This window comes from Flavobacterium sp. 140616W15, from assembly GCF_003668995.1.
Lineage (GTDB): Bacteria > Bacteroidota > Bacteroidia > Flavobacteriales > Flavobacteriaceae > Flavobacterium.
In genome coordinates this window covers 2,360,582-2,374,300 of record NZ_CP033068.1, presented here as the reverse complement: position 1 = coordinate 2,374,300, position 13,719 = coordinate 2,360,582, and the positions used below count along the sequence as shown (strand labels likewise).

The 13,719-nt window shown below is 30.9% G+C and carries 15 protein-coding genes, 1 other RNA gene and 1 pseudogene; 10 read left to right on the top strand and 7 right to left on the bottom strand.

Annotated features, from left to right (window positions below; genetic code table 11):
- The first annotated feature begins 3 nt into the window (after nt 1–3).
- From EAG11_RS10135 to EAG11_RS10125, 3 genes are read left to right on the top strand one after another with little or no spacing between them, the layout of a single operon-like run.
- Nucleotides 4–564 (top strand): Crp/Fnr family transcriptional regulator, encoded by a 561-nt coding sequence (locus EAG11_RS10135; RefSeq protein ID WP_129539074.1) that lies wholly within the window; start codon nt 4–6, stop codon nt 562–564.
- Nucleotides 565–623: 59 nt separating this feature from the next.
- Nucleotides 624–1,655 carry a saccharopine dehydrogenase gene (locus tag EAG11_RS10130; RefSeq protein WP_242499334.1) on the top strand — a complete coding sequence of 344 codons (1,032 nt, stop codon included), beginning with the start codon at nt 624–626 and terminating at the stop codon, nt 1,653–1,655.
- Between the two features lie 6 nt (nt 1,656–1,661).
- Complete coding sequence (locus tag EAG11_RS10125) at nt 1,662–2,240, top strand: NAD(P)H-dependent oxidoreductase (protein WP_129539073.1); 579 nt, start codon at nt 1,662–1,664, stop codon at nt 2,238–2,240.
- Between the two features lie 88 nt (nt 2,241–2,328).
- Here the strand turns inward: EAG11_RS10125 and EAG11_RS22295 are convergent, their stop codons facing one another.
- Both EAG11_RS22295 and dnaX read right to left on the bottom strand, forming a co-directional pair.
- Nucleotides 2,329–3,000 carry a DNA polymerase III subunit gamma/tau gene (locus EAG11_RS22295; RefSeq protein WP_242499333.1) on the bottom strand — a complete coding sequence of 224 codons (672 nt, stop codon included), beginning with the start codon at nt 2,998–3,000 and terminating at the stop codon, nt 2,329–2,331.
- Complete coding sequence (dnaX, locus tag EAG11_RS10115) at nt 2,981–4,054, bottom strand: DNA polymerase III subunit gamma/tau (protein WP_129539072.1); 1,074 nt, start codon at nt 4,052–4,054, stop codon at nt 2,981–2,983. Before dnaX ends, EAG11_RS22295 begins: the two co-directional genes overlap by 20 nt.
- A 308-nt stretch (nt 4,055–4,362) precedes the next feature.
- Here dnaX and EAG11_RS10110 point away from each other — a divergent pair, with 308 nt between their 5' ends.
- Complete coding sequence (locus tag EAG11_RS10110) at nt 4,363–4,917, top strand: DUF4256 domain-containing protein (RefSeq protein ID WP_129539071.1); 555 nt, start codon at nt 4,363–4,365, stop codon at nt 4,915–4,917.
- A 271-nt stretch (nt 4,918–5,188) separates the two neighbouring features.
- On the opposite strand, the gene EAG11_RS10105 is transcribed toward EAG11_RS10110, so the two are convergent.
- Complete coding sequence (locus EAG11_RS10105) at nt 5,189–5,848, bottom strand: hypothetical protein (protein WP_129539070.1); 660 nt, start codon at nt 5,846–5,848, stop codon at nt 5,189–5,191.
- A gap of 408 nt (nt 5,849–6,256) precedes the next feature.
- Here EAG11_RS10105 and EAG11_RS10100 point away from each other — a divergent pair, with 408 nt between their 5' ends.
- Nucleotides 6,257–6,877 (top strand): hypothetical protein, encoded by a 621-nt coding sequence (locus EAG11_RS10100; RefSeq protein WP_129539069.1) that lies wholly within the window; start codon nt 6,257–6,259, stop codon nt 6,875–6,877.
- A 31-nt stretch (nt 6,878–6,908) separates the two neighbouring features.
- On the opposite strand, the pseudogene EAG11_RS10095 reads toward EAG11_RS10100, so the two are convergent.
- Together EAG11_RS10095 and EAG11_RS10090 are read right to left on the bottom strand one after the other, a co-directional pair.
- Nucleotides 6,909–7,748, bottom strand: a pseudogene (locus EAG11_RS10095) (IS3 family transposase); the annotation flags it as partial.
- Complete coding sequence (locus EAG11_RS10090; RefSeq protein ID WP_129538344.1) at nt 7,742–8,272, bottom strand: helix-turn-helix domain-containing protein; 531 nt, start codon at nt 8,270–8,272, stop codon at nt 7,742–7,744. The gene EAG11_RS10090 and the pseudogene EAG11_RS10095, both read right to left, overlap by 7 nt.
- Before the next feature lie 539 nt (nt 8,273–8,811).
- On the opposite strand from EAG11_RS10090, the gene EAG11_RS22290 reads away from it, so the two are divergent.
- From EAG11_RS22290 to EAG11_RS10075, 3 genes are all read left to right on the top strand, one after another.
- Complete coding sequence (locus EAG11_RS22290; protein WP_242499332.1) at nt 8,812–9,198, top strand: hypothetical protein; 387 nt, start codon at nt 8,812–8,814, stop codon at nt 9,196–9,198.
- 49 nt (nt 9,199–9,247) lie between these two features.
- Complete coding sequence (locus tag EAG11_RS10080; RefSeq protein ID WP_129539067.1) at nt 9,248–9,718, top strand: hypothetical protein; 471 nt, start codon at nt 9,248–9,250, stop codon at nt 9,716–9,718.
- A gap of 286 nt (nt 9,719–10,004) precedes the next feature.
- The gene (locus EAG11_RS10075; RefSeq protein ID WP_129539066.1) at nt 10,005–10,889 is read left to right on the top strand and encodes a HEPN domain-containing protein; all 885 of its coding nucleotides are present in this window, start codon (nt 10,005–10,007) and stop codon (nt 10,887–10,889) included.
- Nucleotides 10,890–11,095: 206 nt separating this feature from the next.
- Here the strand turns inward: EAG11_RS10075 and EAG11_RS10070 are convergent, their stop codons facing one another.
- Nucleotides 11,096–11,389 (bottom strand): hypothetical protein, encoded by a 294-nt coding sequence (locus EAG11_RS10070; protein ID WP_129539065.1) that lies wholly within the window; start codon nt 11,387–11,389, stop codon nt 11,096–11,098.
- A 122-nt stretch (nt 11,390–11,511) separates the two neighbouring features.
- On the opposite strand from EAG11_RS10070, the gene rnpB reads away from it, so the two are divergent.
- Both rnpB and EAG11_RS10060 read left to right on the top strand, forming a co-directional pair.
- An RNA gene (gene rnpB / locus EAG11_RS10065) (RNase P RNA component class A) lies at nt 11,512–11,833 on the top strand.
- A gap of 231 nt (nt 11,834–12,064) precedes the next feature.
- Nucleotides 12,065–12,997: a ketopantoate reductase family protein gene (locus EAG11_RS10060; RefSeq protein ID WP_129539064.1), complete on the top strand. Its 933-nt coding sequence runs from the start codon at nt 12,065–12,067 to the stop codon at nt 12,995–12,997.
- On the opposite strand, the gene EAG11_RS10055 is transcribed toward EAG11_RS10060, so the two are convergent.
- The gene (locus EAG11_RS10055) at nt 12,994–13,683 is read right to left on the bottom strand and encodes a response regulator transcription factor (protein WP_129539063.1); all 690 of its coding nucleotides are present in this window, start codon (nt 13,681–13,683) and stop codon (nt 12,994–12,996) included. The genes EAG11_RS10060 and EAG11_RS10055 overlap by 4 nt on opposite strands.
- Nucleotides 13,684–13,719 lie beyond the last annotated feature (36 nt).

Below are 13,719 nucleotides of genomic sequence, written 5' to 3'. Positions count from 1 at the left end.
ACAATGAAATCAATATTTCAATCTCTTCAAGTTTTACCTCTAAACGAATTAGATAAATTAGATGGTTTAATTACTAGAAAGAAATTAAAAAAAGGAGATTTTTTAATTCAAGAATCACAAATAGCTAAAGATATTGTTTTGATAAAATCGGGTGCCTTGCGCTCATTTTATATCAATTCTGAAGGAGAAGAAATCACAAACTGTATTACATTCGAGAATGAATTTATGGCAGCTTTTGCTAGTTTTATTACCCAGAAACCAACAGAAGAAAATATTCAGGCGTTATTTGATACAGAACTCGAAGTTATAAGCCATGCTAGTATTGAGCATCTTTATGAAAATAGTATTCATTGGCAAAAAACGGGACGAATAATAGCAGAAATGCAATATATAAATTTAGAACAACGCATTTTATCTTTTCAGAAACTGACAGGAAAAGAACGTTATGAAACCCTTTTTAAAAATCACCCCAATTATATTCAGTTGATTCCGTTACAGTATTTAGCTTCTTTTTTAGGAGTTACACCAAGACACTTAAGCCGAATTCGGAAAGCAATTTTATAGGACATTTGTCTGGTTACCGAGAGCAGTTTCGTCATTATGTTTGCTGAAAACAATATGTAATGATGAGAAAAAATATTTTAGTAATAGGAGGAACAGGATTAGTTGGTAAAGTTATATTGCGCATACTTAAAGGAAGAAATCCTAACTATAACTTATTTGTTGGGAGTCGACAATTAGGGAATACAATCAATGATTTGGTTATTGATGTAAACAATTCAAAAACTTTTGACTGTATTATTGATAATAAAATTGATCTAATTGTATTGTGTACAAAAGACAGTGATAATGAAATCTTAAAGTACGCAATACAAAATAAGCTAGATTATATAGATATTACAAAACCTACTCCAGATTTAACAGTTGCATATGATCTAGCAATAGCAAACAAACAAAATGTAAATAGTCACATTGTTTTTGGCTCCGGCTGGATGGGAGGGATAGTTGGTAATCTGGTTGATTTGGTAGAACCAGATAAGAGTAAAATTCAGGAAACAAATCTTTATATTTATTATTCTATAAAAGACTTAGCAGGGAAAAGTTCAGCAAATTTTTTGGCAGAAAATGTATGTAAACCATTTATTGTCTATAAAAATAATAAACCTCAAAATGTCAAGCATTTTTTAAACTCTGAAAAATACAACTTCTCATTCGGAATTGGAAAACGTCAGGTTTATAATCTAGATGTGCCAGATTTATTTATTTTAAATCAGATAGAAAAAATACCGACTGTTTCGGTAAAAATGACCTATAATTCTAAATTTGTCACCAGTTTAATGGGCTATTTTCAATCGCTTAAGATTTTTAATATAATGTCTTTAAGAGAAAGAAAACTATTGTTTGGAGGGAGCGGAAATGGAGATCAAACTATTTTTGAAATCGTTATTAAAGCACAGAATAAGACAAGAAAAATAAGCTTACAAAGCGTTAAAGGTCAGGCTGAGCTAACAGCATTTTCTACAGTTTTACATATCGAAAAGATGCTAAATGAAGATTTAGTAAACGGAATTTATTTCAGTCATCAAACACATTCAGCACAAGAAATCTTTGAAGCATTAAATAATTACAGCACAATTAATCTTAAAATAAGCTAATTGAACATGAAAAACATTCTCATTATCAATGGACATCCTAATCCAGCAAGTTTTAATTTTGCTTTAGCCGAAGCTTATAAAAAAGGAGCTTTGCAATCAGATGCAAAAGTAGAAACGATTACAATAGCCAATCTGAAGTTTAATCCCAATTTGCAATTCGGTTATCAAAGAAGAACCGAATTAGAGCCTGATTTATTAGAGTCGTGGGAAAAAATAAAACGAGCAGATCATTTAGTTTGGATTCATCCAGTTTGGTGGGGAGGATTGCCAGCAATTACAAAAGGATTTATTGATCGGCTTTTTTTGCCAGGAATGGCTTTCCAGTATCGTGAAAATTCGGTTTGGTGGGATAAACTCTTAAAAGACAAAACAGCTCATATTATTACTACTTTAGATCAGCCAGGTTGGTATTACAGGTTGTTTTTTGGAAGACCAAGCGTAAATCAATTAAAGAAATCTACTTTAGAATTTTGCGGTGTAAAACCAGTCAAAGTAAGTTATATTGGAGTTATAAAAACATCCAATAGTAATCAAAAAGAAAAATGGCTGACAAAAATTTATAATTTTGGACTAAAGAATAAGTAGTTTTTTAGCCATTCTAGCTATTGGGACTGGTAGTCTTTGCGTATAATCTTTGAACCTTAGTGTCTCAGAGTCTCAGAACTTAGCTTAATTAAGTATGTAAATCTAATCCAAATGTTGTTCTTAAAAGTTCGATGTTTGGATTTATTTCTAATAACCTATTATAGCGATCCTGATCGTTAAGACTTCTTTTGAATTCAAAACTCTCATTTACAATAATATTAATAGTAATATCGTGATTATGCAAATGTCCTCTTAAATGTCCTAATAAGCCATTAAGTTCTTTTTCAAAATCAAGCTTAGAGCCTTCATTAGGTAGTTCGATAGAAATAGAAGTGCCGTTTAAAACAGGATCGTTTATAAGTAATAATGATTCCATTATCTTAAAACCTTTCTCGCCTAAACGTTGTGCATACTTATTCCATTGTAGTAACATTTCTGTTTCGGTAAAATCCTCAGTAGGTAAATGAGTTGTTGGCTTTACATAAGATTTATTAGCAGCCTCTAATTCTTTTTTCTTACGAATACTTGATAAAGAAAATGCTGAAACACCTGGCTTTGTAATATTTGGTATTACTGGTTTAGCTTCAGCTACTTTTTCTGGAGCTTCAGTTTCAGGTTTTTGAGTATCTGGAGTTGAATTATGCGTTGCTAGAGGTGCTTCTTTCTTTTCGACAGGAGCTTTAACTTCTGTGATAGAGAAAGTAGGATTTCTATAATAAGTAGGCGGAATTATGTATTGCTCAACTTTTTTTTTCTCCATCAAAGTTGATAGAGGCCAATTGCATCAAACTAAGTTCAACCAAAAGTCGCTGATTCTGACTTAACTTATATTTTAAATCACAATCATTAGCAATTTCAATTCCTTTTAGTAAAAATTCCTGACTCGCTTTTTGAGACTGTATCCCATACATTTGTTGAGCCTGTTCACCAACTTCAAGAAGAGATAAAGTAGAAGGAGTTTTGCTAACCAATAAATCTCTAAAATGCGATGCTAAACCAGCAATAAAATGATGGCCATCAAAGCCTTTGGCAAGGATGTCATTGTAAGCGATTAATAATTCAGGGATTTTATTTTCAAGGATAAAATCAGTGATAGAAATGTAAGTTTCGTAATCTAAAACGTTTAAGTTTTCGGTAACAGCCTGACGTGTTAAATTGGTACCACAATAAGAAACAACTCGGTCAAAAATAGACAAAGCATCACGCATTGCACCATCCGCTTTTTGCGCAATGATATGTAACGCATCGTCTTCGTAAACAACACCTTGACTTGTTGCCACTTCAGCTAGGTGTTCTTTGGCATCTTTAACGGTAATTCTTTTGAAATCAAAAATTTGACAACGAGATAAAATCGTTGGAATGATTTTATGTTTCTCAGTTGTTGCCAATATAAAGATGGCATGTTTAGGCGGTTCTTCTAATGTTTTCAAAAAAGCATTAAAAGCGGCCGATGACAACATATGCACCTCGTCAATAATATATACTTTATACTGTCCTGTTTGTGGAGGGATTCGAACCTGATCAATCAAGTTACGAATATCATCTACAGAGTTGTTAGAAGCAGCATCAAGTTCAAAAACATTAAAAGCAAAATCTTCATTAGGATCATCATAACCGGGCTGGTTTATTTTTCGTGCAAGAATACGTGCACAAGTTGTTTTACCAACTCCACGAGGTCCTGTAAATAATAGTGCCGAAGCAAGGTGGTTACTTTCTATGGCATTTAGTAAAGTGTTGGTAATCGCTTTTTGTCCCACAACATCTTTAAATGTCTGCGGGCGATATTTACGAGCCGATACTACAAATTGTTCCATAGATTGTTTATTGGATAGCAAAGATAGATTATAATTTAAAGATTTAAAAATTTAAATATTGAAAGATTTTGCACGTTTAAGTAGTTACTGATTTTTAAATAATTACTATTAAATAATAGAGCCTAATTTTATTTGAAATGATAACATTCAGGTATTTAGTTATTCATTTTAGAATGTTAATTTGTAATCAAAAAATAATTATTTTAGCTAGAAATAAAGTCATTCGTTATTGTATAATTGAAATAAGATGAATTTATTGAATTATTTAGATGAATCTTTTAATAGTAATTTTTATAAAATTGAATAACATGAAAAAGTTATCAGCAGAACAAAATAGAACATTACTTGATATCTTAAAAACTCGTTTTGAGAAAAACAGCAATCGTCATCAAGCAATTGAATGGTCTAAAGTACAAACAAAATTAGAAGCAAATGCCGAAAAAATGTGGTCGCTAAATGAAATGGAAATAACCGAAGGCGAGCCAGACGTTGTTGGTTATGATAAAGCTACCGATGAATATATTTTTTATGATTGTTCTGCCGAAAGCCCTAAAGGACGGAGAAGCATTTGTTACGATCATGAAGCGCTGGAAAAAAGAAAAGAAAACAAACCTAAAGATAGCGCAGTTAATATAGCAACCCATATGGGGATTGATATCTTGACCGAAAAAGAATATCGAGAGCTACAGCAACTTGGCAAATTTGATACTAAAACATCAAGCTGGATAGTAACACCAGCTGATATCAGAAAACTAGGAGGAGCACTTTTTGCTGATTTTCGTTATAATACAGTTTTTGTATATCATAACGGGGCAGATTCATATTATGCTGCCAGAGGATTCCGCGGGGTGTTAAGAGTTTAGATCCAAGGCTAATTGTAGAAATTTGCGCTTAGGTTTATTTCTTGAAATGATAAACTTGGGGTTAAATTTTGCATGCACATTTACTTCGCCTGCTCGGCATTGTTCGAGTTTGAGAACTAATATTCTAATTTTTCTTTTGCAGGCGTTATGAAATTGAGAGATTTTGTAGTAACTGAATTCTTAGAAAGTTTTTTAAAGGTATAATGGTTGGATAGAATTCCGAGTACTATATTTAAAAAATAACTTACTGAAATTCGTAATGCCAATTTGTTTATTTAACGAAAGCTTTTTTCTTTAGAATTATAAATATCAAAATAGAAAATAATATTATGTTTATAAATAAAGAAAAAATAATATAACTACTGTAAGTTTCTATTTTTTGATCTGCTTTTTCTTTTTCAGAAATTATATTCTGTGAGGTTTTGTATGATCTAAGTCTTTCTAACTGTTGAATCCAATTTATAATATTTTGATTCCTATCCTCTAAAAGATATACTTTTTGGTATAATTCTCTAAGATCAATATCTTTTATCCCATTGTATCTTGGTAGAGGTGGAGTTGGATAAGCACCTAATAACGATTCTAGTCCCATACTAGGAGAACATATACTAATGGTAATTTTATTGTTGTTCTTATAGTTAGCATAAATAATCCAAAGTTCTTTCTTTATTGGGAAGAATGAGCAATTATTTCCAATTGCATTTCCGTGAATAAAAGTTGAATTGATTTTTCCTTTAAATAGTTCTAAAACTTTAAAAGTAAAATCTCCAGATATTGTGTCAGATTTTAATAATTCTCCATAAAAAACAATGTCATAATTTTTTAACCCTTCAGCAACCATTGTTTCTTTGTTGTGTGGCTCACATTTACAAGAATAAGAATAATTATAAAAGCAAAAGAATGTTAATAATAAAATGTACTTTAATTTCATGAAGTTGATTTTAATACAATAATAGTCTTTTTTATTGTGTTTTTAGTAGTTTATAAAGTGAGCTCTTTTTAGTATTCTTACTTTATAAAATCAGAAAACTTATTGAATTTTATCTTCTATTAAGGTTATTTAGATCACGATTAATAGCTTTGTTGATTGATTAGTACTGAGTTATTTAATTTTAAATTCGGGATTATCAAAGCAATTCAAAATAGTTAAAATGCTTTTGTATCTTATTCGAACGAAAGTGGAAAGTATTAACACGCTATCTTTTGAATATATCTGAGTAATCAGGTTAATTATTCATTTTAAAGGATGTATAATTGATGCTGAATGTTGTAAGTAGGGTAATTTTTATGTATTATTGCTGTAAAAGAAGTAATAACTTACAATAATACACTATTTGCTATGTTTGGAAATTTTGATGACCTTGACGACTTATGTACTTTTGACAGCTTTATAAATGATGAAGATCTTGGACAGTATTTTTCATATGCAGCCTATAATAACGATTTATTGCAATTGGCTGATATGCATGGGAGAACACCATTTGATTGGTACAGGAATAAAATAACAGGGGAGCTAATTTGGATAGACGGGCGCGCAAAAATTGACCACTATTCTAATTTAGGTCACACTTGGGGAAAGACATTTGTTAATGGTAACCGATTATTATTAGATGGAGATACTAAACTAATAACTTATAACGGAGAAGTTATTTATAATTTTAATAAAAAACCATTCCGTTTTGGAGGAATAGCATTTTCTGACGGAGGAAATAATCAAGATCCAAGCTCCTTACGCAGAGGTACAAGAGATGTTACATGGATTGATTTTGGAGGTGCATTTGAAGCTCTTATTATTGTATTGGGATTTGAAAGAAAAGGCAGTTCTAGTAAAGGAAAAGGCACTAACGGAGGAAGACCAACAAAAGAAAACAAAACCGATGATTTTGTGACAGCAACCGATCATGGGGCTAATGCAATAAAGGCAGGGAAATCTGTAAAAGAAGAGGCAAGTAAGAAATAGACTGCACCCAAAAGTTTAGACAAATTTATAATTAATTTTGATAATGATGAGCTCGATATTGTATCGGGCTCATTCCTTTTAAATTCAGTTTGATTCTTTCATTATTGTAATATTTTATATATTCTATAATTTCCTTTTTTAGATGATTTATGTCTTTAAATTTCATAATATAAAATAGTTCTGATTTTAATATGCCAAAGAAATTTTCTATAACTGCATTGTCTAAGCAGTTTCCTTTTCTTGACATACTCTGCACTAATCCTTTCTCCTTCAAAAGCTGATGATATCGCTTCATTTGATACTGCCAGCCTTGATCGGAGTGTAATATTAAATTAGTATCATTTGATATTCTTCGAAAAGACTTTTTAAGCATATTGGTGATTTGATTAAAATTTGGTCTTTCAGATAAATCATAACTTATTATTTCCCCATTGAAAAGATCAATTATAGGTGATAAGTACAATTTATTACCTGAGATATTAAACTCAGTTACATCGGTAGCCCATTTTTGATTGGGTTTATCAGCCTTAAAATTGCGCTGCAATATATTAGGAGCTATCTTTCCTTGTTCTCCTTTATATGATCTGTACTTCTTGATTCTGATTAAACTTTTTAATCCTAAAATTTTCATCAATCGCAACACTGTCTTGTGATTAATTAAAATTCCTTTTTGCTTGATTAATAAAGTAATACGCCTGTAACCTAATCTACCCTTATGATGATTGTAAATCTGTTTAATCAAATCTTTAACATCTTTGTATTTATCAATTACTTGACTTCTTTTTTCATAGTAATAATAAGTACTTCTAACCATGTTCGTACAATTTAGCAAGAGGTCTAAATCATATTTATGCCTTAGTTCCATTATGGTTTGAGCCTTTTGTTTTGATTGGCTTGTTCGGCTTGAACTAAGGCGTTGAACTTTTTTAAAATTTCGTTCTCAGCTCGTAAATACTCCAGTTCCTTTAAAAGTTCTTCTTCCCTAGTTAAGGGTTTGTCTGTTTTTCTCTGTTTTCTCTTAAAATTCATAGATCTGGGTCTTCCTTTAGGTTTAGATGATAATCCCTCTAAACCAAAGTTAGCAAAATCTCTTTTCCATCTGATAATAATTGAGTCTGAGGGAATGTTAAATTTTAAACGAGCTTCCCTTAGTGATAATAAATCCTTATCTATTGATAGTAATACTTTTTGTTTAAAATCAATGGAATAGACACGATTCTTCCGTGGTAACAATCCGATTGTTCCATATGCTCTGTAAAAGCTAACCCATCTACGAATATTTGACTCACTAATACTCTTTTCATTAGATACCGCTTCACTGGAGTATCCTTTCTCGATAACTAACCTTACACATTCAAGTTTGAATGCGTAATCATACTTGACTTTTCTTTCCATAAAAATGCCCCCAAATAGTGTCTAACTTTTTGGGGGCAGTCTAAAAAGAGATAATACAACTCCTGCCTCTTTTCAAAAACTGAATATATTCAAATAGTTAATAATCCTAGTGACCCAAATAAAAATGAATTTGTGAGAAGAGATATTTATGAATCACAACAAAAAAAATAAATGAAAAAAGAAATAAAAAAATACTAGTTGTAATTTCTGTTGCACTTTTTGCAATATTACTACTTCATTTTTATTTTAGAGATGAAAAAGTTTATACTTTAAAAGAATACAGTCCAGATGGAAAAATAACAGATATATCAGAATATATTATTAGAAATGGAGATACTATTTTCGAAGGTAAGTTCACACGATACAATAAAAAAGGAATAAAAATAGCAGAAGGTCAATTCATAGATAATGAGCCAAATGGGATTTGTTCTTACTATTATGATAATGGTAATCTAGAATCCTTTCACTATAGGGAAAACAGCAAAATCACTTTAGAAAGTACTTTTTATGACACAACTGGATTGATAAATAAATATGTTATGTATACTGATTCTGGAAAATCTTGCTTTATTATTAGCTATGATGAAAAAGGAGTAAGGGAATATTCAGGATATCCATTATTAGAAGTGTATCAAAATAATATTAAAACTAAACAGATGTTAAGAGTTGGAGATACCTTAAAATATCAATATTTATTAGCTAATTTACCAAATACCAAACGTAGTTTTAAAGTAAAAAATGTGAGTATCGATGATAGTGATATTAAAAGAATTATAAAACATCGCCCACCAACAAAGGTTAATGTAGAAGAAGTTCTTATTAAAAAAGGTATAAATAAAATTAGTGCAATAGTAGAGTATAAGTTTGAGGATAAAATCACTCCTGTCTTTAAAGATACAATTACTTTCGAAGTAAATGTGAACTAATCAATATCGATTAGGAAAAGCGCCTTATAAATCTCAACAAAAAGAAATAATGAAAAAGAAATATATAATAATAGTGTTCTCTCTGATACTAGGTTTCATCGCCTTGAGTTTTTATATTAATGATGATAAAGCTTATTTTGATGACAAACTAGTTCACAATAACGAGAAAGGAAATGAGCTCGTTGAAGAAAGGATTGATAATTTTCCATCAGGAAAAATTATGCGTTACACATTATACGCTGATTCTGGTAAGCAAGCTTTTACTATTCTTTTTGATGAAAAAGGAAATGTCGAAAATTTTAAAGGGCAAGCATTAATAGAAACCTATCAAAATAAAATAGCAAACAAAAGACGGCTTAAAGAAGGTGTTAATCAATATTTAAAAGTTGGAGACACCTTAAAATATCACTATTTAATAGCAAATATACCTAATGCTAAACGTGCTTTAAAGATTGAAAATGTAAGTAATACAAAAGCTAAACGAACATTAAAAAAACATCTCAGACAGGCATTGAAGTAAAAGAAGTATTAATTAAAAAGGGAATTAATACAATAGAAACAGTTGTTAATTATAAATTTAATGATAAAGAAAAAACTTCCATTACATATACAGAATCTTTTGAGGTAGAGGTTAATTAAGTAAAAATCATCCATAATTTAAGTAATGTAAATGTGCATTAATGCCAATTAATACCGAAATCATTTTGATATTTTATTCTGTTTTATCTAACATATAGCAAAGCAAATTTTTCATTTCTAATAGAATAAGAATATAATTATCTTTGTTTCATAATAACTACTTTATAATGAAGAAATCTATCGCCTATCTGCCACAAAAGAAACAAAGAGATCTTCTGCGTTTTGTAGAACAAATAACGGCAAGACTTCCAAAAACGCAAATGATTATTCTCTACGGAAGTTATGCAAGAAATGAATATGTAGATCGTGACGAAAGAGTAGAATTTGGTATTCCTACTTCTTATAGGAGCGATTATGATATACTCGTAGTAACAGATGGAGTAACCGACCAAAGAGCAACCCGAATGCTTGATACAGTTGATGATATGTATTATAGAGACCCAGATTTGCAAACTCCAGTTGAGTTTATTCATGAAAATATAAAACGATTAAATGAATATATCGACACAGGCAGATATTTTTATACACAGATAAAAGATGAAGGGGTTGTACTTTATGACAGTGAAAAGTTTACTCTTGCAGAACAGCGCCCACTTCGCTTTGATGAAATAAGACAACAGGCAGAAGAATATTTTGAAGATAAATTTGGTAGAGCAAATAGTTTTTTCAGAAGTGCTATGCATGGTTATGATGATAAAGACTATAGAATAGTTTCTTTTTACCTTCATCAAACTTGCGAAAATAGTTTTCAGACGATTCGATTGGTACATACGTTAACCAATCCAAAACAGCATAATTTGACTAAGTTGTTTTCTTTTACAAGGAAATATTCATCAGATTTACCGTCAGTTTTTCCCAATGATACCCCCGAAGAAAAACGATTATTCGAACTTTTAAAAAGTGCTTATATCGAAGCACGTTATAATCCAAAGTTTATAGTAACAAAAGAAGATATCGATGCATTGCTACCCAAAGTAAAGCGATTACTCGAAATTACAAAACAAATAAGCGAGGCTAAAATCGCCGAATATGCAAAGCTAATTAAGGCTTAAAGAAAAAATTATCTCTCTTGTGTAGGCATGAGCTAAATGTCATTAAGTTAAGCTTTTTGAACTATAATTTATCTCACAAAGACGCCAAGTTTTTACATGATTTTTTGCGACTTGGAGTCTTTGCGAGAGATTTATTCAGTTCAATATAAAAGATGTTTTAACTTAATTGCATTGTCCAATAGCAACTAAGATTGTTCCTAAATAAATCATCTTCCTTTGATGCTTAAATCACTTAAGATTTTTGCGGTTTCAGAATCAGAATTGGCTGAAAATCCTGCAACATAAACACCTTTTTTGCCTGAGGTAGATTTTATTCCATAAACCACAGCTTCATCTCCAGGATCGGAGTTGCCTTCGTATCGATACACATGCACGATTTCAAATTTTTCAGGATTTTTCTTAATTACATCTTCATTTAGATTAAAATCATAAGTAAATCCTTTTTCGTTTAATTGATCCAAAGCCTTGGATACAGTTGCGTAATGATACATTCTAATCATGATAAATGAAATTTTACAGGTTGACGACTAAAGATAACTATTTTAAAATTAAGTCTTTGTAAAAGAGTGTTAAAGTAAATTTTGTAATACTCGGAAGTAACCTATAAAAACGCTAAATTTGCCACGCAGACCGCCTTATCGTCGTTTTGAGAAATCAAAAGGGAGGAAAGTCCGGACACCACAGAGAAGCATAGCGGGTAACACCCGTCGGCGTTAGAAATAGCGTTAGGACAAGTGCAACAGAAAGTATGTACAGGTAATGCTGTAGTGAAACCAGGTAAACTCTATGCGGTGAAATATCAAGTATATCAGCATTTAAGAGCTTCTCGTTCGTTGCTGAAGGGTAGATAGCTTGAACTTATGAGTAATTGTAAGTCTAGATAAATGATAAGGTATTGTTAGTAATAACAAGAACAGAATCCGGCTTATAGGTCTGCATTTTTTTATATTTGTGAGAGTATCAAAGTTATTTTCATGAAACAATCTTCTTCAAATTATTTCTAAAAACTCAAAATAGGAATTTATTACTTTTGGTTTAACAATTTTATTTTTTAGTATTTATTATTGTAGAAGCTTATTTTAAAACTAGTTAATACTATTAAAAGACTATCGATTAAGCAGGTTTTAAGTTTTTAATTTATAGCGACCTTTTTAATTTGTATAAAAAATATCATAATGAAAACAAGAATCGGAATTTTAGGATTGGGTGGAGTAGGAGGTTATTTTGGTGGACTTTTGGCGAAAGCTTATGCCGAAAATGATGCTATAGATGTCGTTTTTATTGCTAGAGGAAAAGCAATGGAAGTTATTGCTCAATCGGGTTTGAAAATTAGTACAGATGAAGGAGAAACGACTGTTTTTCCAACTGTAGTATCTAATGATCCTGAAGTAATCGGTAAGCTAGATTGTCTTATTTGTGCTACTAAAACCTATGATATCGAAGAAAGTCTTGATGTCATAAAAAAATGCATTACCAAGAATACGGTTATTCTTCCTTTATATAATGGCGTTGATGCTCCAGAACGCATTAGTACTATTTTTCCAGATAACGAAGTCTTGCAAGGTTGTGTATATATCGTTTCGATGATTGTTGCGCCTGGTGAAATTAAAAAAATAGGTGTTTACGAAAAACTATTTTTTGGTTCCGATAGTGCTTCGGTTTATAAAATGAAGGCGTTACAAACTATTTTTGAGAATGCTAAAATCGAAAGTTATTTAGTAGATACTATCGAAGATACGGTTTGGGAAAAGTTTGTTTTTATTTCATCCCTAGCTTCGGCTACTTCTTATTTAAATCAGAATATTGGTGAAATTATGGAAAATGCTTCTAGCCGTAATTTATATGTTTCGTTATTAAATGAAATCACTATGATTGCAGCTGTAAAAGGACTGAATTTACCTAATGATATTGTAATGCAAACGATATTGAAATTAGAAAAAACGCCTCGTGATGCAACTTCGTCTATGCATCGTGATTTGTTGGCAGGAAAAAAAACAGAGCTTTCGTCGCTTACTGAATTTGTTGTAAATGAAGGTTTAAAATACGAAATCGAAACACCAACCTATCAGATGATTTTAGATAAATTAGCTAAATATGAGAGTAATTAATCTATTATTTTAAACTCCAGTCCGATATTACGAATACTATCGATGCTAATTCGGGAATCGTCTTTAAAGTATTTTCGAATTTTACTGATATAAACATCCATGCTTCTGCCAGAAAAAAAGTCGTCATTTTTCCAAATCGATGATAGGATTTGTTCTCTTTTTAGCATTTGATTTTTATGTGTGTAAAAGAAATGAATAAGAGCAGCTTCTTTTTCAGTAAGCTGTTGTGTTATATTGTCTTTTTTTAAACACAAACGTTTGGTGTCAAATAAATAAGCTCCAATCTGTAAATTGCTTGCTTGGGCAAAAATCGATAATTTTTGTTGGCTTCTTTTCAAGATATTGTTCAGCCGTAAGATAAGCTCTTCGGCTTCAAAAGGTTTTACGATATAATCGTCTGCTCCCAGTTTTAAACCAATGATTTTGTCTTCTTTAAGCTTTCTGGCTGTCAAAAAAATAAAAGGTATTTCGGGATTGATTTTAATGACCTTTTCGGCAAGTGTAAATCCATCAATAATAGGCATCATAACATCAAACACACAAATGTCAAATGTTGTAGTTTGAAATATAGCTAAAGCTTCTTGCCCATTTTCTGCCCATGTAACTTCATAATCATATAGTTCCAGATATTGTTTAAGCACGTTTGCAAAATCTGAATCATCCTCGGCTAAAAGTATTTTTTTCATTTTATTAATTGTAAGTATTGCAACTGATTCCGATAG